The organism is Lysinibacillus sp. FSL W8-0992 (genome assembly GCF_038008685.1).
Classification (GTDB): Bacteria; Bacillota; Bacilli; order Bacillales_A; family Planococcaceae; genus Lysinibacillus.
This window is the reverse complement of sequence record NZ_JBBOZQ010000001.1, coordinates 1221842-1241452: the sequence shown is the minus strand read 5'-3', so window position 1 is coordinate 1241452 and position 19611 is coordinate 1221842. Positions and strand designations below refer to the sequence as shown.

The 19611-nt window shown below is 34.7% G+C and carries 23 protein-coding genes; 4 read left to right on the top strand and 19 right to left on the bottom strand.

Translation table 11 applies throughout. The annotated features are described in order from the left end of the window. Positions 1 to 378: 378 nt before the first annotated feature. The 5 genes from NSQ74_RS06055 to NSQ74_RS06035 form a co-directional block, all read right to left on the bottom strand. Positions 379 to 1455, bottom strand: a complete 1077-nt coding sequence (locus tag NSQ74_RS06055; RefSeq protein WP_340822108.1) for an S-layer homology domain-containing protein — start codon at positions 1453 to 1455, stop codon at positions 379 to 381. 534 nt (positions 1456 to 1989) lie between these two features. Further along, positions 1990 to 2412 (bottom strand): protein-export chaperone SecB, encoded by a 423-nt coding sequence (locus NSQ74_RS06050; protein WP_340822107.1) that lies wholly within the window; start codon positions 2410 to 2412, stop codon positions 1990 to 1992. A gap of 15 nt (positions 2413 to 2427) precedes the next feature. Then, complete coding sequence (locus NSQ74_RS06045) at positions 2428 to 2715, bottom strand: hypothetical protein (protein ID WP_340822105.1); 288 nt, start codon at positions 2713 to 2715, stop codon at positions 2428 to 2430. After that, positions 2693 to 3334 (bottom strand): hypothetical protein, encoded by a 642-nt coding sequence (locus NSQ74_RS06040; protein ID WP_340822104.1) that lies wholly within the window; start codon positions 3332 to 3334, stop codon positions 2693 to 2695. Before NSQ74_RS06040 ends, NSQ74_RS06045 begins: the two co-directional genes overlap by 23 nt. Before the next feature lie 168 nt (positions 3335 to 3502). Further along, a complete protein-coding gene (locus tag NSQ74_RS06035; RefSeq protein ID WP_340822102.1) occupies positions 3503 to 4060 on the bottom strand; it encodes a hypothetical protein in 558 nt (185 codons plus the stop codon). A gap of 310 nt (positions 4061 to 4370) precedes the next feature. On the opposite strand from NSQ74_RS06035, the gene NSQ74_RS06030 reads away from it, so the two are divergent. Further along, positions 4371 to 4601, top strand: a complete 231-nt coding sequence (locus NSQ74_RS06030; protein WP_340822101.1) for an LLM class flavin-dependent oxidoreductase — start codon at positions 4371 to 4373, stop codon at positions 4599 to 4601. Between the two features lie 48 nt (positions 4602 to 4649). Here NSQ74_RS06030 and NSQ74_RS06025 read toward each other — a convergent pair whose 3' ends face one another. The 12 genes from NSQ74_RS06025 to NSQ74_RS05970 form a co-directional block, all read right to left on the bottom strand. After that, a complete protein-coding gene (locus tag NSQ74_RS06025; RefSeq protein ID WP_340822100.1) occupies positions 4650 to 4967 on the bottom strand; it encodes a phage head closure protein in 318 nt (105 codons plus the stop codon). Next, positions 4954 to 5250 (bottom strand): head-tail connector protein, encoded by a 297-nt coding sequence (locus NSQ74_RS06020; protein WP_340822098.1) that lies wholly within the window; start codon positions 5248 to 5250, stop codon positions 4954 to 4956. Before NSQ74_RS06020 ends, NSQ74_RS06025 begins: the two co-directional genes overlap by 14 nt. A gap of 62 nt (positions 5251 to 5312) precedes the next feature. After that, complete coding sequence (locus NSQ74_RS06015; RefSeq protein ID WP_340822097.1) at positions 5313 to 6815, bottom strand: phage major capsid protein; 1503 nt, start codon at positions 6813 to 6815, stop codon at positions 5313 to 5315. Further along, entirely contained in the window at positions 6812 to 7924 is a 1113-nt protein-coding gene (locus NSQ74_RS06010; protein WP_340822096.1) for a phage portal protein, read from the bottom strand. The genes NSQ74_RS06015 and NSQ74_RS06010 overlap by 4 nt, the downstream gene beginning before the upstream one ends. A gap of 147 nt (positions 7925 to 8071) precedes the next feature. Next, a complete protein-coding gene (locus NSQ74_RS06005; protein ID WP_340822095.1) occupies positions 8072 to 9787 on the bottom strand; it encodes a terminase large subunit in 1716 nt (571 codons plus the stop codon). After that, complete coding sequence (locus NSQ74_RS06000; RefSeq protein ID WP_340822093.1) at positions 9780 to 10241, bottom strand: phage terminase small subunit P27 family; 462 nt, start codon at positions 10239 to 10241, stop codon at positions 9780 to 9782. Before NSQ74_RS06000 ends, NSQ74_RS06005 begins: the two co-directional genes overlap by 8 nt. A 148-nt stretch (positions 10242 to 10389) precedes the next feature. After that, complete coding sequence (locus NSQ74_RS05995) at positions 10390 to 10770, bottom strand: HNH endonuclease (RefSeq protein ID WP_340822091.1); 381 nt, start codon at positions 10768 to 10770, stop codon at positions 10390 to 10392. Further along, positions 10771 to 10986, bottom strand: a complete 216-nt coding sequence (locus NSQ74_RS05990; RefSeq protein WP_340822090.1) for a hypothetical protein — start codon at positions 10984 to 10986, stop codon at positions 10771 to 10773. Next, a complete protein-coding gene (locus NSQ74_RS05985) occupies positions 10983 to 11408 on the bottom strand; it encodes a YozE family protein (RefSeq protein ID WP_340822088.1) in 426 nt (141 codons plus the stop codon). Before NSQ74_RS05985 ends, NSQ74_RS05990 begins: the two co-directional genes overlap by 4 nt. 288 nt (positions 11409 to 11696) lie before the next feature. Next, a complete protein-coding gene (locus tag NSQ74_RS05980; RefSeq protein WP_340822087.1) occupies positions 11697 to 13958 on the bottom strand; it encodes a phage/plasmid primase, P4 family in 2262 nt (753 codons plus the stop codon). Between the two features lie 85 nt (positions 13959 to 14043). Then, positions 14044 to 14352 (bottom strand): helix-turn-helix domain-containing protein, encoded by a 309-nt coding sequence (locus NSQ74_RS05975; protein ID WP_340822085.1) that lies wholly within the window; start codon positions 14350 to 14352, stop codon positions 14044 to 14046. After that, positions 14353 to 14586 (bottom strand): helix-turn-helix transcriptional regulator, encoded by a 234-nt coding sequence (locus NSQ74_RS05970; RefSeq protein ID WP_340822084.1) that lies wholly within the window; start codon positions 14584 to 14586, stop codon positions 14353 to 14355. A 187-nt stretch (positions 14587 to 14773) separates the two neighbouring features. Between NSQ74_RS05970 and NSQ74_RS05965 the strand changes: the two genes are divergently transcribed. Continuing rightward, on the top strand, positions 14774 to 15385 hold the full coding sequence (locus NSQ74_RS05965; RefSeq protein WP_340822082.1) for a helix-turn-helix domain-containing protein: 612 nt from the start codon (positions 14774 to 14776) through the stop codon (positions 15383 to 15385). Positions 15386 to 15409: 24 nt separating this feature from the next. Then, positions 15410 to 16624, top strand: a complete 1215-nt coding sequence (locus NSQ74_RS05960; RefSeq protein ID WP_340822081.1) for a site-specific integrase — start codon at positions 15410 to 15412, stop codon at positions 16622 to 16624. 41 nt (positions 16625 to 16665) lie between these two features. On the opposite strand, the gene groL is transcribed toward NSQ74_RS05960, so the two are convergent. Together groL and groES are read right to left on the bottom strand one after the other, a co-directional pair. Next, on the bottom strand, positions 16666 to 18300 hold the full coding sequence (groL, locus tag NSQ74_RS05955; protein WP_340822080.1) for a chaperonin GroEL: 1635 nt from the start codon (positions 18298 to 18300) through the stop codon (positions 16666 to 16668). A gap of 56 nt (positions 18301 to 18356) precedes the next feature. Next, complete coding sequence (gene groES / locus NSQ74_RS05950) at positions 18357 to 18641, bottom strand: co-chaperone GroES (RefSeq protein WP_173478892.1); 285 nt, start codon at positions 18639 to 18641, stop codon at positions 18357 to 18359. 172 nt (positions 18642 to 18813) lie between these two features. Between groES and NSQ74_RS05945 the strand changes: the two genes are divergently transcribed. Next, a complete protein-coding gene (locus tag NSQ74_RS05945) occupies positions 18814 to 19578 on the top strand; it encodes a CPBP family intramembrane glutamic endopeptidase (protein ID WP_340822079.1) in 765 nt (254 codons plus the stop codon). Positions 19579 to 19611: the final 33 nt, after the last annotated feature.

Genomic DNA, 19611 nt, shown 5'->3' with positions numbered 1-19611 from the left:
TTAACAAACGCATGCACCAATTCTTAAGATTTTCTTATTGTTTTGCTGTATACATTCATTATGCTGAATTGACGAATTAGTTTTAATGATTACATATCCAAACCAGTCCTATATTACCCATTATATGTAAAAGTGATATACTTGAAAAAAACAACTATTATTCAGTTATTGGAGTATTGCAAGGGGCAAGTTAATTGAGGGGGATATTATTAAAAAGGGTTTTTAATTGTAAAGAAAAACCACTCCTCATAATTATTAATATTACGAGGAGTGGTAGCCCTTTATAAATGAGGTACACAAATTTTAGATACATATATAAGCTCTCTATTGGCGAAACGATTAATCTTTAAAGTTGTTTACTCTATCTTTTACTATAAATCACAATTCTTTACGACTGTCAAAAACAGTAACTTTTACAGTCACTTCCCCTTCAGCTTTCTTTGTAGTTTCTAATGTTACATAATATGCACCCATATCCCAAGCAGAATAATACGACAAATAACTAGAATTGCTGACCTTATTCGTTAAGAATGGTACACCGAATTCTTCTATTACTTTTTCCTCATACATTTTGTGAAGCAAAGGTAGCGTGTCTGGTAAGTTTTCTTCTTTGCTCCAATCAAATTCATGCCAAAAATAATCTAATCTATTATTTTTATCAAATAAATAATATGTTTCACCTGTTAAAGCATACCTTGCTTTATTTGTAATAATTCTAGCATTCCTGGTAGAAGTAGTAATATTGTTTTTTACAAGTTCGTACACAGAATCATACGACATGCCCCACTTAATGTCAGAATCTTTATAATCACTATTTGATGAATCCTTAAATACAACTCCTCTATCCTCTAAATATTTTACAGTTCTATACATAAAGATTGCTAAGTGAGCTCTTGTAAGTGTTTCATTTGGTCTAAAAGTTTTATCTCCATAACCAGTTGTAATACCTGCAGCAGATAATTTTTTTATTGCATTGTATGAATTAAGTGTTTTGGGTACATCTTTAAATTCTATATTTGTTCCACTTGGTAAATACTCTCCAAATGCTCTATCAATAAATAATGAAAAATTACCTCTTGTTAAATTATTATATGGTTTAAATGTTCCATCACCATATCCAGTTACAATTCCTTTATCAACAGCAGATTGAATTAATCCACTTGCATGGTGGTCTTTAGATATATCTGAAAAAATAGTATTTCTTTTGGCTTCATCTAGACCTAAAGCTAAAGCTATCATTGTAACTGCTTGTCTTCTTTCTGCTGGTTGCTCCGGAGAATACCAAATATACGAATATCCCCCACCTAATATACCCCTTTCGTCTAAATAAATAAGTTCATCATATATTGGACTTGATTCAGTTATATCTCTAAACGGTAATTCTGCTTTAGCTTCCGAATTTAACATTAAGGAAGCTAAGATTACCAAAAAACTTAGTATTAAACTTTTTTTCACAAAAAACACTCCTTTTATCCTATTTATTTTAACTACTTTTTCCTTATGTAATTAATGTAATTTTATCATATTTATGAAAAATATACCACAAAAAAGTTAGATTTGTCTGATGGCTCAATAATAAAAGCACACCACAATTGTGATGTGCTTTTATTACTTCAATATCCACTCATAAAATGTTAGAAAACATTTTATGAGTGATAGCCCTTTTATTTTTAAGGATAACATTATTGCTTAAAACGCATATATTTAAGCTCTCTAATGGAAAAATCATTAACCTTTAAAGCTTTGTAAACCTTTGCTACGAAAGGCTTACATCATGCCGCCCATTTAACACCTTTAAAAACACAATGAAATAGACAATAAAAAGACTGTTATAACAACGTTTTTGCATTTCTTCAACCACCGAGAATGGTTATTTTTAAACATGAACATGAACAAAACATGAACATTGTAGTTACCATTCAAAATAGCGTTGTCGAGGGCAACTTTGTGTTTTACTAAAAAAAGTTACCCTAATTAATAGAGTAACTTTTAAGCTTTACTTAATTTATTTTTATTTCTTTGATTTGTGATGTAAGCATGTACATTTATTGGAGGTAAAACTATAGGTGATTCATCACCTTTACTCGTTAGATCCGTCACAATACTTCTTAAATATGGGAATAAAATAGCTGTAGCGTTTATCTCATAATAATCGGTAACTTGTTCCTCTGTAAGTTCAATTTTACTATTTAATTTAAAAACCCCAGCAACAGTTACATTTAAATAAGGTAATTCTTTCTCATCACCAAACCTAATCGACAATTTAACTAAACCTGAATAAATATCGTCGTCTTTTACTGCAACTTCCACGCCTAGAATTGGAGATATTTCGTCTCCAAAATCAGTATTTAAATCACTTTTATATACCATTTCAAATACTTTCAACTTTTCAAAATCTAATACTGCAGACATATAATTAACTCCTATCTATGCTATATCTAAGCACGGATATTTATGATAATCTTCAAATAAGTCTTCAAACCTACGTACTTTAACTTGTTTTGCTTTCACGCTTATCGCATTAACATTTATTCCCTTGTCATCTTCAAGAATTTGAAACTCCCCACAAACAAATTGTAGGTGACTAGAAATGTCTCTCAATTCACCAGTTACAGTATCAAATACGCCAGGTTCTGGAGAGTCGAAAGAAACATCAAAACCAAAATCTTTAGCTAATACTAAAATTTCTTCTTTACTTAATAACCCGTTTCCCATGTCTTCCCCTCCTATGAATAAGCCCTATTGGAATATCTTTACTTATACTTATAGTATCAAAATTATAAAGAGAAATGCTATTATTTTGAATTGCTTTATCATTTCTTACACATACCTGTGCACCGTGCATATTAAAAGTAACTAAATTATTACCACTTTCAAATCCTAATGAATCAACAATAGGTAAGGTTCTTTTTGTTTTAACATCGAACGTTCTAAATATCACCCAATAAATTTCCGGATCCAACATACTGAAAAAGAAACAGGCAAATTCAGGTGTATTAATCTTACCCCCTGATATTCGCATCTTCCTAATTATGTCCAACTCTATACAGATTCTATTTAAAGTTTCAATCCCACTTCTTGAATCTAAGTTTAAGTAGTGTTTTCTATTTAATTTTACCGACACTTCTAAAACTTTATGTATGGCTTCCACATCTTTATATCTACTTTTTGCCCAAAGTAAAGCCTGTTCTGGATCATCACGAAAAAAATAATTACCGTACCCAAGCCAATGGTCTTTTCTTTTTTTACTAATTATAAAATTAGAAGTTTTAACGATCTCATTGGCACAATCCTCATTAGTACCATGATATGCATCAAATTGAATTATATTCATTAGATTCACTCTTTTACGAAAAATGATTATCTACAATTTACCATAAATAGAAGTGTGTATGTATAATAAGTTTTTGATATTATAATAATTACTTGCCGTAGCAAGTCCTTCGTGAAGTCAAAAAAGGACTACTCAAAATTGAGCAAGCCCCTTCTATGTGTTAAAATACTATCTAGTATATGTTTCATGAGTCGATGTTAGCGCATCGGCTTTTTTATTTTCATTTTTTTTATTCACAACTCTCTCTACTGTTTCCTGAATATACGTTAACACTTCCTCAAAACTTTCTGGCTCTCTACCAAATTCCTTGATAAATATTTTTACATTGTTTTCCATAGTAAGGTAGTTACAACCTTCCACACTGTTCATATCAGGTTTGGCAGCTGCATCGCCCGATTCGTCTGACGAGCCTTTAGAAACAATTAGTTCAAACAATTTGTCAGAAGTTTTATTTACTCCTTTTATTGATTCACCAATGCTTTTTGTTAGTGGACAAAAGCCTATATCAATTAAACGAACAGTATCTCGAATTTCATCTATTGCCATATAAGCTAATCCTCGGTCTTTGCTCCAACCGTTGTGAACAATATCGTCAACACGATCTAGTAATCTCGCTACTGCCCCTTGTATAACCTCTAATTGAACCATTTGTGCAGATAATTCATATGCACTGTGGTTATTTTCTTGTACAACTGTTTTTAATGTGTGATGTGTTTGCTGTTGCATGTTCACCAATTCCCTTCCATATATGTTTTATTTGTTTGCTACTGCTTTTAAAAGTAATTGTTTATTGCGATCAGACATCACTCGCCATTCTTTAGCTGTAACTTTCATTTGCCCTCACATCCTTTCAAATTGTCGATTATTTCTCGTCCATTCACCGACTGACTATTGATAGCCATTTGATAATTGTTATTCGTTATAGTGTAAGAATAAACCATAGTGAATAAAATAGCAATCCTTTTTATTCATTTTTGAATAAAATTATTTATTAAAGTGAAATAATTGGCTATAATAAAGAAAAAGGAGGCATAACATGTCTAATACAATTAAGAACGAAATTAAAGGTTACATCTCATCTTCTGGATGGACAATAACTGATATTGTCAATAAAATGAATGAAAATTTACCTGTTGATAAACAGACAACTGTGCAAAATATTTCAAATAAGCTTACACGTGGTACTATAAAATATAGTGAAGTAAAAGAAATTGCAGATATTATCGGTATGAATATTGAATGGAATAAAAAAGAGGACGCCCAATAATTCGGGTGTCCTTAATTTTATACTCCTAATTTTGTTCTACCAACACTCTTACACTGTCGCTACTGCAATAATAGTCATTGTTTGCTTTCGTTCATCGTCATTCAAAACTGATTCAATTTCATATCGAACGCCTTCAAATTCAATTTGTTGGCGCACACGAACGTTTTTGTTGTAACGAACAATAAAGCGATAATAATTTTTGTATTGCTGTGCTGCAGAAGCAAAAAATTCAGTTCCCTTAAGGGTTTTAATGCCGGCCCATAGTGAAAATTTGAATATCCATTCCTCTGTTGGCCAACCGCTGTCACTAATCCCTTCATCCAATTCATAAAAATTAATACGGTGTCTATAATTACTTGCTAGCATAGTATTTCCCCCTCATTTGTTGCAATAACGCTTGTACAGTTGTGGGAATATGTTCTTTAGTCGTTTCGGAACGTCCATCATACCAATGTTGCGTTAAAAGGCTTACTGCCCAATCGTATTGCTTATACCCCTCAATAACGCCATTTGTATCAGTGCTATCAATAGCATCCTTCACGTATTGCTTGGCTGATTCTAGTAATGCCATGATTAGTTCATCGTCATGACCCTGATCTATACGCAAAGATAGTTTAATGTTTTCTAATGTTGCAGTTACTAAATTCATAACAATCCTACCTTTCTATAAAAATAGGGATAGACTTAACGCCCATCCCTTTATGAATCAAATTAAGCTGGTGTAATTTCGATATAACGTGCTGCGTCTGCATCAATTACTTGGTAGTCATTACGGACAATAACCGCTAAACCTTGCGAATAGTAGTCGAATTGTTCCCATTGCGTTGTTACTTGGTTTCTACGTGCTACAAAAATTGCTTGTGCAATATCCCCCATAATCATTGGATACGTACCTTCTAGTGGAGATGGAAGTAATTTGTTTGAAATCACTACTACTGGATTACCGAATAATGAATAACCACTTGCTGCTGTTACATCTGGTTGAAGGATGTAACGACCATCTGCATCTTTTAATGTATCTAAAAAGTTAAATGTATCTTGGTTGACGATAACCGTTTTATTAAGTGCTGGATCAAGCGTAACATTGTTCACTTTCTTTAAATCATCTAATCCTGTTGCCGTTACTAAAGTGAAAGCCTTTAGTTTCGTAATGATATTAGCGTTGTCGGTATTTTCTACTAGCTTTTCAAGTTGTGCCTTTACCTCTCCCACAATATCAACTGCTGCATCCTCTACTACTTCATTGGATAATGCGATTTTACCAGCACGAGTTTGTACGTTATATGAAACTTGTGTAAACATATCTGCTTCCACATCTGTAATTAGTGCTAGTTCTGCTTTTGTTGCAAGAGTAGCTTCTTGATTTGTTGCAATTGGATATTTCCCTTGACCGTTTGAAACTTCTTTCACTGTAGCGTATTGTGCCAGGTTGTATCGTTGGCGTTTTAAATCGAATACTTCACCGATAACATCTTTTGGAATGACTACATCTGCATTTACTGTTGTTAATCCGTCTCGTACTTGCCCCTGTGAACGAATATATTGTTCGAATGAACGTGTTTCTGTTTTTTCATTATTTAATAGTGTTTTAGCCATATCTTTATCATCCTTTTTATTTGTATTTTGATCTAACCATGCTTCATATGAGCGTGTATTCACCTTTACATTGCTTTCGTTATAAGCTGGTACTGTCACTATAGAAATTTCACGTAAAGCTTTCACTTTTTCGATACTACGAGTGATAACCCCATCTTCATTTTTATCAAATGATTCTACACCGATTTCAAAACCGAATGACATTGAATCAATAATGCCAGCTTGTATATTTTTATAAATATCATTTGCATATGTTGTATCTTGTAAAGTTGCTTCAAAACGAAGCCCGATTTCATCAACTTCTAGCTTTAACGTATCGGCCTTTACACTGGCTAATGGCTTACCGTAATCATGGCCATGTAGCAAGATTACATTTGATAGGTCTACTTCTTTTAACGCTTCAGGTGTAATGACCTCTACGAAGCCACCTAAATCTTTAGAAGGTGCGCCAAATTTAATGGCATAACCACTAATAACCTTTTCACCTTGTGTTTCTTTTCCTTCTTGTGTATCATCATTTTGAGCGTTTTCTGAATCTACTTCTCCTGTTTGTGCTTTGGTCGGTGCTTCCAGGTCTGCATTTTCAGTTAAACGCTTTTCTTTTTCTTCATTTGTCATAGACTTACCCCATTTTCGACTTTATTTTTTTCTATTAATCTATCTCCATTTTCAATAGGATCAAGACCGATTTTCTGCCGTGCTTCATTAATTGTCATAATGGACGTTTCCACTGCCTTCACCGCATTTTCAAATATGGTTTGCGTATCACTATTGAAACGGTCTACATTGAAGGTAATCTCTACCCCTAGTTTATTGAATAGCTCACCTTCAAATGCTTTTAAATAGTGCGTTAATGTGTTTTGTAAATACATTTTGTTGGACTGCTCTGTATTACTATGATTCGCTTCCACACCTAAACGATCTGTAGAGAGCCCATATACTTTAGCGATTTGTTTGGTTGTCCAATCATTAGAATTGACTAATTTAAGGATCTCCGTATTAATCTGAATTGGCGTGTATTCAAATGTTTCATCTAGCACAATTGTTTGAAGTGCCTTATCAGTGCTGCCATTCGCTTCATCAAATTTCTTTCGAATCGCTTCTTTAGCTGTTGCATCTAAATCAGATTTCTTTACTTTTAAAATACCACCACCGTTTACACCTCGATTGAAGAAGCCAGATAGTAGTTTGTTGCCACCTTCTTGTAACTTCAATTCACCACTTAAAGCATGTAATGGGCTTAATCCAACTAATCCATCTGTCGTAAAATATTTGAAATGGAGAATATCCTCACTATCGAGTTTGTACTGTTTTCCATCATCATTGGTTGTTTCATAAATAATGCTGCCATCATCCAATTGCTTTACGCTTACACTATTGGTTAGCTGGTGAATCGCTATTACTTTTCCACTTGAATCTCGTTCGATTTCTGCAAAAGCATTACCATTCAATAAGACATTGGCTGCTATACTAAAGAAGAAATGCCAGCTATCTGTATAAGTGTTAGGCTTATTATTCAATAGCTTGACAATATGCCCATTCCCCACAAGTTCACTGGAAGCAATATCACCAGCAAGTATTTTTACTGCTGCAAAAATATCGCTATTTCTCAATGCCCTAACGCTTGTATATTGGATTGTTGTATCATCTGACGTTAAGCTAACTAGATGGTCTAGAAAAGGCTCTGAACGTGCCTGTACAGTGTTTAAGCTTTTAAAGAAACTCATTTATTTTTCCACCCCCTTTCAATTAAGAGAGAAATAATTACAATGAATATGCCACTAGTTAAAACTGTGTAACCAATATTTGTTAAAATGTGTACTGCTGCCACAATGAATGTTATGCCCAGCAATAACAAAATGGTGTGTAGATGATTAAAAACTAAAGTTTTCAGAAAGGTAAAACTCATTATTCGCTTTCGCCCCCTCTATATCTTCAAAATGGAACATAGCTTGTGTGTATGCGTTCATCAATGCAGCTATTGGATCTATTCGCTCACTATTTCGATTTTTATTAATAATGACACCGTTATTATCAATTTTTAAAATCGCATTATTGACCGCATATGTTAATAACTTATTTTTAGCATGAACAATATTCCCATCATATAACTGCTCTCTAAATGTCCTGGTCGGTGTGTTTAATGTGAATACACCTTGCCTAACTTCCACTAATGGAAGGTGTTCTTTTTCTAACTTGGTAATCAATGTGTTAGCGTTCCATTTGTCGTAGCATATCGCTTGTACATTTAATTCGTTATCTTGGATAAATTGCATGATCCAATTAAAAATATCCTCGTAGTCGATAATGCCACTCGCTAACTTTGTGATAGAACATTCACCTTCTTGTTCAAGTGCTACATAGTTAATGCCATCTCGTTTAATTTTTTGTGTTAAACCATACTTAGTACCAACCCACGAATGGCTATCACAATACAATTGACCTGTTTCAATCAATGGAATACACCAGCTTACTGATGTTAGATCATTTGTTTTCGAAAGGTCGATACCTATATAAATATCTCGCCCCCGAATATCAGGAACATCTTCAACCTCTCTAATTTTCCAATCTTCATCGGCAATATAAGAATCTTCACTTGCTTGCAGCCACATGTTGAAGTTTTTAACCAGTACCGCATTTAGGTTATTTTGCTTTACACCTAATTCCACATCTTCACGAATTGCTGAAAGCATCGTTTTTTTAATTCCCTCATGCTCGAAAATAGGATTTGCTTTAATCCACATATCTTCATTTGTTGTTGCTTCTTCGGCATCGTCAAGTTCGTAAATCGCAATAAAATAACGGTCTGCATCTTGTTTTCCATCTAATACATCTGCTAAAAAATCATAATCTTCCTTCATTGGACAATTTATATTTACACCCGCCGTTGAAATGATAGCGAGTAAAGCGTTTGGCTCTTGTTGTTGACCACTTTTGAGTGTTGCAATCACGTCACGATTCTTCTGTAACGCATATTCATCGACTATGATAGTTGTACCAGCATATCCATCGAGACTGCTTAAATCACTCGATAAAGCTGTAGCAAAACTATTAGATGGTAAATGTTGAATTTGTTGATTCATGATTTTCAATTGATTCCGCATAAATTCCGATTCTCTAACAATCTTATTCAAGCTATTTTTAAGCATTGTATAGCCTAACTTTGCTTGCTTTAATGCATTTGCTATAAAAAGAATTTGACGGCTTTCTGCTGGTTTATTTTCAGCGATTAATGATAGACCACCCACAGATGAAGCTAACCATGTTTTTGAATTTTTACGTGCCATTGATATAAAGGCTCGATTGTACCGCCTGTTGCCTGTGCCTTTTTCTTTCCAACCGTATAACTCCGATACAATCCATTTTTGATATAGCAGCGCATTAATTTTTGTACCATCTGTAGAAGGCATTAACTCCACAAATTGAATGGCTTTATTTGCTCGTTTTACGTCAAAATAATAAGGGAAATCATCGTCTTGCGAACGCTCTAAATCTCTTATGAATCGTCTACAGGCTTGTTTAATCTTTCGACACGTTACAATTTCATCAGAGAGGGCTTTGTTCGCATATTCTAGTGCGTAATTAATCATCTAACATCAAACTTTCAAACGCATCCTTAGGCTTTTCTTTGGATTTATTGAATGCTAACTTCATTCGTGAATCTAAACTCATGCCCAATGAATTTGCCAACATGCGCATATCCTTCATTGCTTGTGACTGTAATCGCACTGCTGGATTGGATTTCCCATCTTTCAACATCGCACCATTGTCTTTGATATGATTTTGGCATTCGATTATTGTCCCGACTGCTACACAATAAGAAACTATTAGAGAATAATCTAATTCTGAAATAGGTATGTCACTTTTTAATAAAGGCACAACTCGATTCCATTCATTCAGTGCCTCACCTGTCAAAAATGTTGGAGGCTGTGTATTCAAGTCGGGATATTCAAATAATTCTTCTCGCATAGCTTCACGATCTAACCGCTCTGCTTTTGAAATGTGCCCCTTTGTCGGCTCAATTAATTTGATTTTTTTCCCCATTCTCCCAACCTCCTGTTCTATTAAAAGTATAACACTTTTCACTTACTATTAATAATCTAGTTATCATAAACAACTTTATAAAAGGCGATTTATACACACGAAGCGACCCAGTCGGTGTAGGGCACTTACAACGAACGCCCCCTCTTTTTTATTGAAGGAAACGTTTCATCTGTTCTTGCTTTGTCTTAATCGCATGATGATGATGGCATAAGCTACGTATGTTTTTTTCATCTAATCTCTTTGACCAATCATCTTTAATCTCAATCACGTGATCTACAACATCTGCTTTAACCACTAAACCTACCTTTATACATTCCTCGCATATTGGATTTTTTAAACGATGCTGAAATGATAGATTTCGCCATGCTGCACTATTATAAAACCGTCTATATTGCCCATCCTTCTCCATACGTTCTGAATAAGATTCCTGTTTACGTTGGTTACGTGGTTTATGTTGCTCACAATGTTGCTGGTCATAGTCAATTAATGTTCTGCATGTAGAGTGATTGCATTTGCGTTGTGGCTTCAATTAGAAGTTCATCCCATTTAAAAATTGAATAACACCTTCACCATCGAATGTTTCTTCGATTGTCATGTATGGACTTGTGATTGTGACTACTATTCCATTGTTGTAATTTACTTTTGCTACTTTGCTTTCTTCATTAAAGTTAATATAGTCCACATCGTTATGTCCTTCTGCTACTTTGCGTAGCTTCTCACCATCGAAGTAAGTTAGTTTTTTCATTGCGTTACCTCCTTATCGCATTCCATTGCGTATTCTTCCCATGCTTCTTTAAATAATCGTGTAGACATTTCGCCAGCACTATTTTCTATCAGATAGACCATCATATCTAAATAACTATCGGTATTAGGGAATGTACTATCATTTTCAACATCTACTGCTAACCACCCGTATTCACTGTAATCTGAACAATTTATTAACCAATTTTTGAATGTCATTTTTATTCCTCCGTTTTTGTATAATCGCCATGCATTATCGAATGAAAGTAAACATAAGTCGCTCGCCTTTTGTGAAATTAGATAATCATACAATTCGTTATATGAATCACTATCAGGGAACGTTGGATCTACCTTGTTGTCTCTTGCTAAATCTCCGATTGGTGAATCTTCATAAACGAATTGTTTTAACCATTTATTTAATGTCATTGCATCACCACCTTTCGGTTACTCAATTTAATAAAAAGTTACTCTTGGTTACTGATTACGGTAACCGATAAAAACATTGTTATATCAAGGTTTATATATATCTTTTATTTATTGGTTACTTAGTTACTATAAAAAGAAAAATAAAAAAATAAGGGTATATACACCCTATATATAAAAGAATAGAGTGAAAGTACGGTAACCGGTAACCAACACCTCAAAAATACAGTTCAACCCTTGATACAATTGATTTTTGTCGGTTACCATCAAAGTTACTTCATAAGTAACTGGTTACCCTAATTTGAATGTATTGGATTTTTTCTTAAATCCTTTTACCGCTTTCGGTAAACCATTCAATGTTATTTTTTTAGTTTTCCACTCCATATCCAGACGAGCGCAAACTGTTTCTTTAAATTTCCTAGCTTCAAGAACTGGAACTCTATTCTCCTTACACCACTGCTCATATTCTTTGACAACAGTTGTACCTTGCGTATCCTCAAAATAATCAATTTTAAATTCATGAAAATAATCGGCCCATGGATCATTATGTTCAGCGAATGTTGCAGCAAGTTCGTTTGCTTTTTCGTTTCGTGTAAGTTTCTCTGGATTCTGATTCAACAACATACGCTTTAAAGCATCTACAGCTAATTTCACTACATATTCTCTAGCGGAATCACTTTCGATACGTTGTTGTGTTTCAACGTCTGATAAACATTCAGCATCCAATGAAAAATTGTGCTCGAACGGTATAATGTGCAGTCGTCTGTTTATTGAATTACCGGACTCGTTAAAGTTGGGCAAATGATTACTAGCAATTATCATGCTAGTGTTAACTTTAACCGTTTCAGCATCCTTTCCTTTACGCTCGATTTCAATATAACCGCCTGTAATAATCGTTTTTAACAGTCCGCTATCCTCAATTAACGAATCGGGATTATCATCCACAATGTTTGCTAATTTACCGTATACAGACGCACCAGCAAAAGTGTTCACCGCCAATTTCTGTGGTGTTACTGCTGAAATATTGCCACCATCACGATTGAAAGTTTTATGAATCATATTCAATATTGAGGATTTGCCATTACTTGCGCTTTTACCATATAAGTAATGAATTTTTGGAACTAACACTCCTGGGTATAAAACACATGCGAACATCTCTTGAATGTTCATTATGCTCGGCTCATAACCTTGAGTTACTTTCTTTAATGTCGAATCTACAAACTCGTCATATGCATTTGGATTATATTTCACAGGTATCTTTTGCAAAACAAAAATATCTGATGTAAACGACTCCAATTCGAAAGTTGTAAAGTTTAAAATTCCGTTTTCAAGCGCTATATAATTTTCATTAATTCTATTAACGATCGGTGATAACTCTTGAATATAATTAAAAACTTCTCTAACTTGACTCGATTTCAATTCATCATCGAAACTTCTTATAATTGCAGAAACTTGTCTACCTGATCTGTCTTGTTCATAAATACCTTTCCGCTTGTTGTAATAATACAAATCACTGTGAGGTGTCGGATAACGAACTATAGGGTAACTTTTTAGAACCTCTTTCGCTAAAATATGATGCATGAAAGTGTATGTTCCATTACCATTAGCACGCCACCAAATCCCCTTCGTTTCCTCCTTAGGTGTGTCAGAAAACACAAATCCTTCTCTACATTCAGCAATCGCTTTAGAAATTTGTTCCCATCCATAAGTAGAAGTATTCTGTGGACGGTCCCACTTATCACGCATTAATTTTGATTTTCTAAAAATGCTATCCATCATATACGGATCTCGATTAGAAAAAAAGGCAAGGTCATTTAAAAATCCCATATCTCCATTTGAAAAATTGTTATCATAATTTTCTTCCCAACCACCAAAAAGGAATTTATAAAATCTTTCTCCATTTTTGCTGTTGAGTGCTATTCTAATGATTTCTTCTTCTGATGTAGCTGCCTTTCCGTATGTTAAAGGATTAACTTGTTGTGTAATAACAACTTCACGCTTTAAAACTTTATCTAAGAAACTATCTAAATTAAAGCCACCTTCACGTATTGGTAATTCATTTAAAGATTCACCAGTAAACGAAATAAAGCGCTTATTATCATATATTTCATAGCCAGTTTGCTGATTTTTATTTTTATGGCGTTCCTTATTATGTTTGTATTTAAACCAAACATGGATCCCTTCTCCACTAGGAGACTGTTCTGCATAAGACATTGAAATAATTTCATCTGCTAGTTCATCCAATTCATCCATAGATTGAATATCATCTATATCCACACAACAATATGGATCATCTACAGAAAGAACAAACCCTACTCCATCGTATTGGTTACTTTCATCATAAGTCTTATATACAATGTCAAATGTATTCCATGTTGCAAAATCAGAATGACTGGCTCTTCTTCCGTCAATTTGATATGGAATTTTATCAAACTGCTGCCGATCTTCATTGTATTCAGCACACCATAAAACCCAATTTCTAAGAGCCTTTAATTCTTCAGGTATATTTTCTTGTACTACCATTAATATCTTTTCTTTTTCTTTAATTGCCATGATTTCACCGCCTTGTTGCTATGACATTGTTGTTCATCCCTACACACATGCTCACTAACGTTGTATTTGTGTCGCCTATTCTTTTTTACGTTGACCTTTTCAACTTAGAAAAAAAATTAATATCGTTATTAGTTGCCGTCATATTGGCGGTCATGTCGTCTAGGAAATCATCCACTTCATTCCGTTTGAACAGATATTTGCTCCCTGCCTTGTAAAACTTCAAGCCATTTTTTATTAATCGATCTTCAATAGTTGGCTTGCTTAAATTGAGATATTCGGCTAACTCGTTATAAGTCATGAAATACTTTTGCTTTGCTAATTTCTCAACTCGTTCACTGATTGCTTTTTCGAGCATGGTATTAACGGTCTTTTCGTCAATTTGGACATTTAACAATTAATTCACCGCCTTTTCGCTACTCTTTTCTTCAATGACAAAAATATCATCAAATTTTAAATGCAAACCCTCGCATATTTTTTTTGCTGTATTAGGTCGTGGTGATTGTTTTCCATTTGAAATTTGAATAAATGTCGACTCTGATAAACCGCATTTACGAGCAAAAGCACGTTTGGAAAAACCGCTTTTCGCAATCATCTGATTAAACTCATCACGCATTTTTAAAGAAATCAACCTTACACCCCCATCTAAACAACCGTTATAGAAATTATTTTGATTAGTATATTGGTTATTTTAAGTATTGAACACATCATAATATCTATATGATTGGTTGTCAAGGTGTTTTGATTAGTACATTGGTTATTTTGATTAGTTGTGATACTATTGGGTAAACTAAACAGAAAAAAGAGGAGCTGCCACTATGAGTTTAATTCACTGTAATTTGAGGGTTCTGATGGCTGAACGAGGTCTTAATATTCAAAAAGTAAAAGATCAAACTACATTATCAAGAACCACTATTTCGAATCTGTATAATAATTTTGGTTCGGGAATACAATTCGGCACATTACTTGAATTGTGCGAACTGCTAAAATGTCAGCCAGGTGATCTGCTAACTTATATTGAAGTTGTGCCAAATTTTGAAGTATTGAGCGAAAAACCGGAACTTTTAATAGAGGAAGATACGCATACTGTGGATGAGGATGGTAATGGGTATGATTATGTATCAAGTATCAAAACTGATTTAAATTTTTATTGTTTGTTAAGATACGAAGGACGTAAATATGATTTTACGTTCAAGGTAGAAGTGAAGTACGAAATAGATGCAAATAAGCACGTTAATAAATTAGATCTTGGAACATCCGCTGACTTTGAGGATAGTTTAAATGGGTTGAAACTTCCCCCACACGTTATAGACCACATAGACGAGGAATTATGCAATTTCTTAATCGACTGGGGACATGATTATTTTTCTGGTGAAGAAATTGAAGGAATAACACACATGACGATTAACCGTCACACGTTACCAAAATAAAATTCAAAAAAAGTAGGTGATAATATGGCATACATCTATAAAAGGGGTAGCAAATGGGCATATCGAGCCTATGCTGGTAAAGACCCTGTCACCGGAAAGGACAAACAGGCTAGTAAGTCGGGGTTCTTAACAAAGAAAGATGCTCAACTAGCAGCAGCGTTATATGAACGTCAATTTCATAATGGGGAATATATAGAACCTTCTAAATTAACTTTTGAAACAATATGTAACGACTGGTTAAAACACTACTTGTCACAAGGGGCTAAGGAAAGCAGTCATAGAGCCAGACGTATTGCATTGGATCATGTTAAAGGTGAATTCGGGCAACTGCCCATTCAAAGAGTTACCAAAAAGGCATATCAAGATTTCATAGATGAATTATCCAATAAATTCAGTGCAAACTATATTTCCAGTATCCATACCTCTGCAAACATGGTTTTTGTGTATGCTCATGAAAATAAACTAATTAAAGAAACACCATCAAAAGACGTGAGGCTGCCTAAAAAGAAAAAAACTGTGGCTGATCTTGAAAAAGATAGCATAAATGAAAAGTTTCTTGAAAAAGATGAATTAGAGGAATTTCTAATCTACGCCAAAGATGAGGGCTTAGAGGGTGATTTACTAACATTCACTATGCTAGCATACACAGGTTTGCGTATAGGTGAGATGATTGCTTTAAAATGGACTGACATTGATTTCACTGATAAAACGTTGCGAGTATATAAAACTTACTACAACCCTACTAACAACAAACTGGAATATAAATTACTTACCCCAAAAACAGAAAGTTCAGTACGCACTATTTCAATTGATACTGTTTTAATTGATTTACTTGAGTCACACAAACAAGCACAAGAACAAATATTGAAAGAAAATAAACCTTTTTATAATGACAATGGCTTCATCTTTGCAACCAATGAGGGTTATCCGAAAACAATTAAACATTTTGCAATACGTATGCAACGACTTCTAAAAAAGACAAGTATAAAAAAGAACGTAACCCCTCACTCGTTCAGACATACTCACACGTCTTTATTGATTGAAGCCAATGTCCACATCAAAGAAATACAAGAACGTCTAGGGCATTCAGATATTAACACAACAATGGACATTTACGCCCACATGACAAAGAACATAAAAAAAGAGGCTTCCAATAAGTTCAGTGACTTAATGAAAGACCTCTCTAAAAATTTAATTGATTCTAACCATGAACAAAAGCATGAACATAATGTATTTTAGACGCTTATAAACGTTGTTATACCAACGCTTATAGGCGTTTTTTACATCATGCCGCCCATTCCACCCATTCCGCCCATATCAGGCATACCTGGTGCTGCTAGTTCTGGAATATCTGCTACAACAGCTTCAGTAGTTAATAATAGAGCTGCTACAGATGCTGCATTTTGTAGTGCTGAGCGTGTTACTTTTGCTGGGTCTACTACGCCCGCTTCCATCATGTTAACCCACTCGCCTGTTGCTGCGTTGAAACCAACACCGATTTCTTCGCGTTTTAGGCGATCTACAATAATTGAACCTTCAAGACCTGCATTGTTTGCGATTTGGCGAACTGGCTCTTCTAATGCACGAAGAACAATTTTCACACCTGTTGCTACATCGCCTTCAACTGCATCAGCTGCTTTTTCAACTGCTGCGTATACATTTAGAAGTGCAGTACCACCACCTGATACGATACCTTCTTCTACTGCTGCACGTGTTGAGTTCAATGCATCTTCAATGCGAAGTTTGCGTTCTTTTAATTCTGTTTCTGTTGCAGCACCAACTTTAATAACTGCTACACCACCTGCTAATTTCGCTAGGCGTTCTTGTAATTTTTCTTTATCGAATTCTGAAGTTGTATCAGCAAGCTGTGCACGAATTTGGCCGACACGACGCTCGATTGCTTCTGTACCGCCAACTCCTTCTACGATTGTTGTATAGTCTTTTGTTACAACAACTTTCGCAGCACGGCCTAATGATGTAATATCAGCAGTTTTAAGATCTAAGCCTAATTCTTCTGTAATTACTTGACCACCTGTTAAGATTGCAATATCTTCAAGCATCGCTTTACGACGGTCACCGAAGCCTGGTGCTTTTACTGCTACAGCATTGAATGTACCACGTAGTTTATTAACTACAAGTGTTGCAAGAGCTTCACCCTCAACATCTTCAGCGATCATTAATAGTGGACGACCTTGTTGTACCACTTGTTCTAATAGCGGTAAAACTTCTTGGATATTCGTAATTTTTTTATCTGTAATTAAAATGTATGGGTTATCAAGAACCGCTTCCATTTTATCTGTATCTGTTACCATGTAGTGCGACGCATAACCTCGATCGAATTGCATACCTTCTACTACATCTAATTCAGTTGTGAAACCTTTAGATTCCTCAATTGTAATAACACCATCATTACCAACACGTTCCATTGCTTCTGCAATTAGTTGGCCTACTTCGTCGTCAGCTGCTGAGATTGCCGCAACTTGTGCGATTTCCTCTTTATTGCTTACTGGACGAGAAATAGCATGTAATTCTGTAAGAGCTGCTGCTACCGCTTTGTCAATCCCTTTACGGATTCCTACAGGGTTTGCACCAGCTGTTACGTTTTTAAGACCTTCACGGATAATCGCTTGTGCAAGAACTGTTGCAGTAGTTGTACCATCACCAGCGATTTCATTAGTTTTAGAAGCAACCTCTGCTACTAATTTTGCACCCATGTTTTCATATGGATTTTCAAGTTCAATTTCTTTTGCAATTGTTACACCATCATTTGTAATTAATGGTGAACCGAATTTTTTTTCTAATACGACGTTACGACCTTTAGGACCTAATGTCACTTTTACTGCGTTTGCTAATTTATCTACACCTTGAAGCATTAATGCACGAGCTTCTTCTGAGAATTTAATATCTTTTGCCATTTGAATTTACCCTCCTGAAATGGAATATTCGTTAAGCCTAATTAATATAATAACTATTATTCAATAATTGCAAGAATATCACTTTCACGTAAGATTAAGTATTCATTGCCTTCATATTTAACTTCTGTACCTGAGTATTTAGAGAAAATAATGTGGTCGTCAACTTTAACGTCAAGCTCTACACGTTGTCCGTTTTCTAATATACGACCTGTCCCAACTGCTACTACTTTACCCTCTTGTGGTTTTTCTTTTGCAGAGTCTGGTAGTACAATTCCAAATGCAGATTTTTCTTCTACCTCGATTAGTTCGATGACAATACGATCTCCTAGTGGTCTTAACAAGTGAAACAACCTCCTATTAATTAAATATTTCTTAAAAGTTTATTAGCACTCTATATCAACGAGTGCTAATACATTTATTATGATAATCAATCAACTGTTTTTTTGCAAGTCAGAACTACGAAAAATTTTGTTTTCTTTCCATATTCCTCTACAATAGAAAGGTAGCTTATGAATGGAAAGGATTTTGACTGTGAATAATACTTTAAAAAACGTACAGCATAAAAAAACGGCTCTCTATGTTTTAATCATTTACATTGTCATGCAATTATCAGGAAAGTGGTTACTTTTACCGTTTCATAAATTTGTGATGAGTACAACGGGTTTACCTCATGCACAAGCGGCCCCTATTACACAAGGCTGGTATATCGCACTCAGCTTTGCCATTGCATTGATTTTAAGTTTGATTTTAACTACTCGCGATAAATCGTTTTGGGATATTTATCAAGGTAAAAAGGAGACTATTCCACTTACAATCGTGTGGGGAGTGTTAGGTTTCTTCCTTGTGTTCTTCGGGCAAATGATTGGTGCAGCTATTGAGATGGCTGTGTTCGGAATCGAGGGTGGCTCACAAAACACCGCTGATATTGTGGCGATAGCAAAAGGTGCTCCAATTGCCATTTTAGCGATAGTTGTATTTGGCCCAATTTTAGAGGAATTCGTCTTCCGTCGTGTTATTTTCGGCTCGCTTGTCCAAACGACGAACTTCTGGGTGGCAGCCATAGTCAGTGCCATTTTCTTTGCGCTAATTCATTTTGATTTTTCACATATCCTGTTATATACAATTTGTGGTTTAATCTTTGCTTTCTTATACCATAAAACAAAAAGGATTTGGACATCAATTATTGCGCATGTCATGCTGAACGGCTTCGTTACACTTGTACAATTAAACGCAGAACCGTTGCAAAAATTTTTAGAAGAACTGCAAAAAATGCAATAAAAAAGAGCTAGATGTGGAAAACATCTAGCTCTT

Bases quoted from the DNA above. Each gene is read 5' to 3' on its own strand.
- NSQ74_RS06000 (WP_340822093.1), bottom strand. From the start codon at position 10,241: ATGGGGAAAAAAATCAAATTAATTGAGCCGACAAAGGGGCACATTTCA.
- NSQ74_RS06050 (WP_340822107.1), bottom strand. From the start codon at position 2,412: ATGTCTGCAGTATTAGATTTTGAAAAGTTGAAAGTATTTGAAATGGTA.
- NSQ74_RS06030 (WP_340822101.1), top strand. From the start codon at position 4,371: ATGTCTAATACAATTAAGAACGAAATTAAAGGTTACATCTCATCTTCT.
- NSQ74_RS06015 (WP_340822097.1), bottom strand. From the start codon at position 6,815: ATGACAAATGAAGAAAAAGAAAAGCGTTTAACTGAAAATGCAGACCTG.
- NSQ74_RS05980 (WP_340822087.1), bottom strand. From the start codon at position 13,958: ATGGCAATTAAAGAAAAAGAAAAGATATTAATGGTAGTACAAGAAAAT.
- NSQ74_RS06040 (WP_340822104.1), bottom strand. From the start codon at position 3,334: ATGAATATAATTCAATTTGATGCATATCATGGTACTAATGAGGATTGT.
- groL (WP_340822080.1), bottom strand. From the start codon at position 18,300: ATGGCAAAAGATATTAAATTCTCAGAAGAAGCTCGTGCATTAATGCTT.
- NSQ74_RS05960 (WP_340822081.1), top strand. From the start codon at position 15,410: ATGGCATACATCTATAAAAGGGGTAGCAAATGGGCATATCGAGCCTAT.
- NSQ74_RS06045 (WP_340822105.1), bottom strand. From the start codon at position 2,715: ATGGGAAACGGGTTATTAAGTAAAGAAGAAATTTTAGTATTAGCTAAA.
- NSQ74_RS05965 (WP_340822082.1), top strand. From the start codon at position 14,774: ATGAGTTTAATTCACTGTAATTTGAGGGTTCTGATGGCTGAACGAGGT.
- NSQ74_RS06025 (WP_340822100.1), bottom strand. From the start codon at position 4,967: ATGCTAGCAAGTAATTATAGACACCGTATTAATTTTTATGAATTGGAT.
- NSQ74_RS06005 (WP_340822095.1), bottom strand. From the start codon at position 9,787: ATGATTAATTACGCACTAGAATATGCGAACAAAGCCCTCTCTGATGAA.
- NSQ74_RS06020 (WP_340822098.1), bottom strand. From the start codon at position 5,250: ATGAATTTAGTAACTGCAACATTAGAAAACATTAAACTATCTTTGCGT.
- NSQ74_RS05945 (WP_340822079.1), top strand. From the start codon at position 18,814: ATGGAAAGGATTTTGACTGTGAATAATACTTTAAAAAACGTACAGCAT.
- NSQ74_RS06010 (WP_340822096.1), bottom strand. From the start codon at position 7,924: ATGAGTTTCTTTAAAAGCTTAAACACTGTACAGGCACGTTCAGAGCCT.
- NSQ74_RS05990 (WP_340822090.1), bottom strand. From the start codon at position 10,986: ATGAAAAAACTAACTTACTTCGATGGTGAGAAGCTACGCAAAGTAGCA.
- NSQ74_RS06035 (WP_340822102.1), bottom strand. From the start codon at position 4,060: ATGCAACAGCAAACACATCACACATTAAAAACAGTTGTACAAGAAAAT.
- NSQ74_RS05985 (WP_340822088.1), bottom strand. From the start codon at position 11,408: ATGACATTAAATAAATGGTTAAAACAATTCGTTTATGAAGATTCACCA.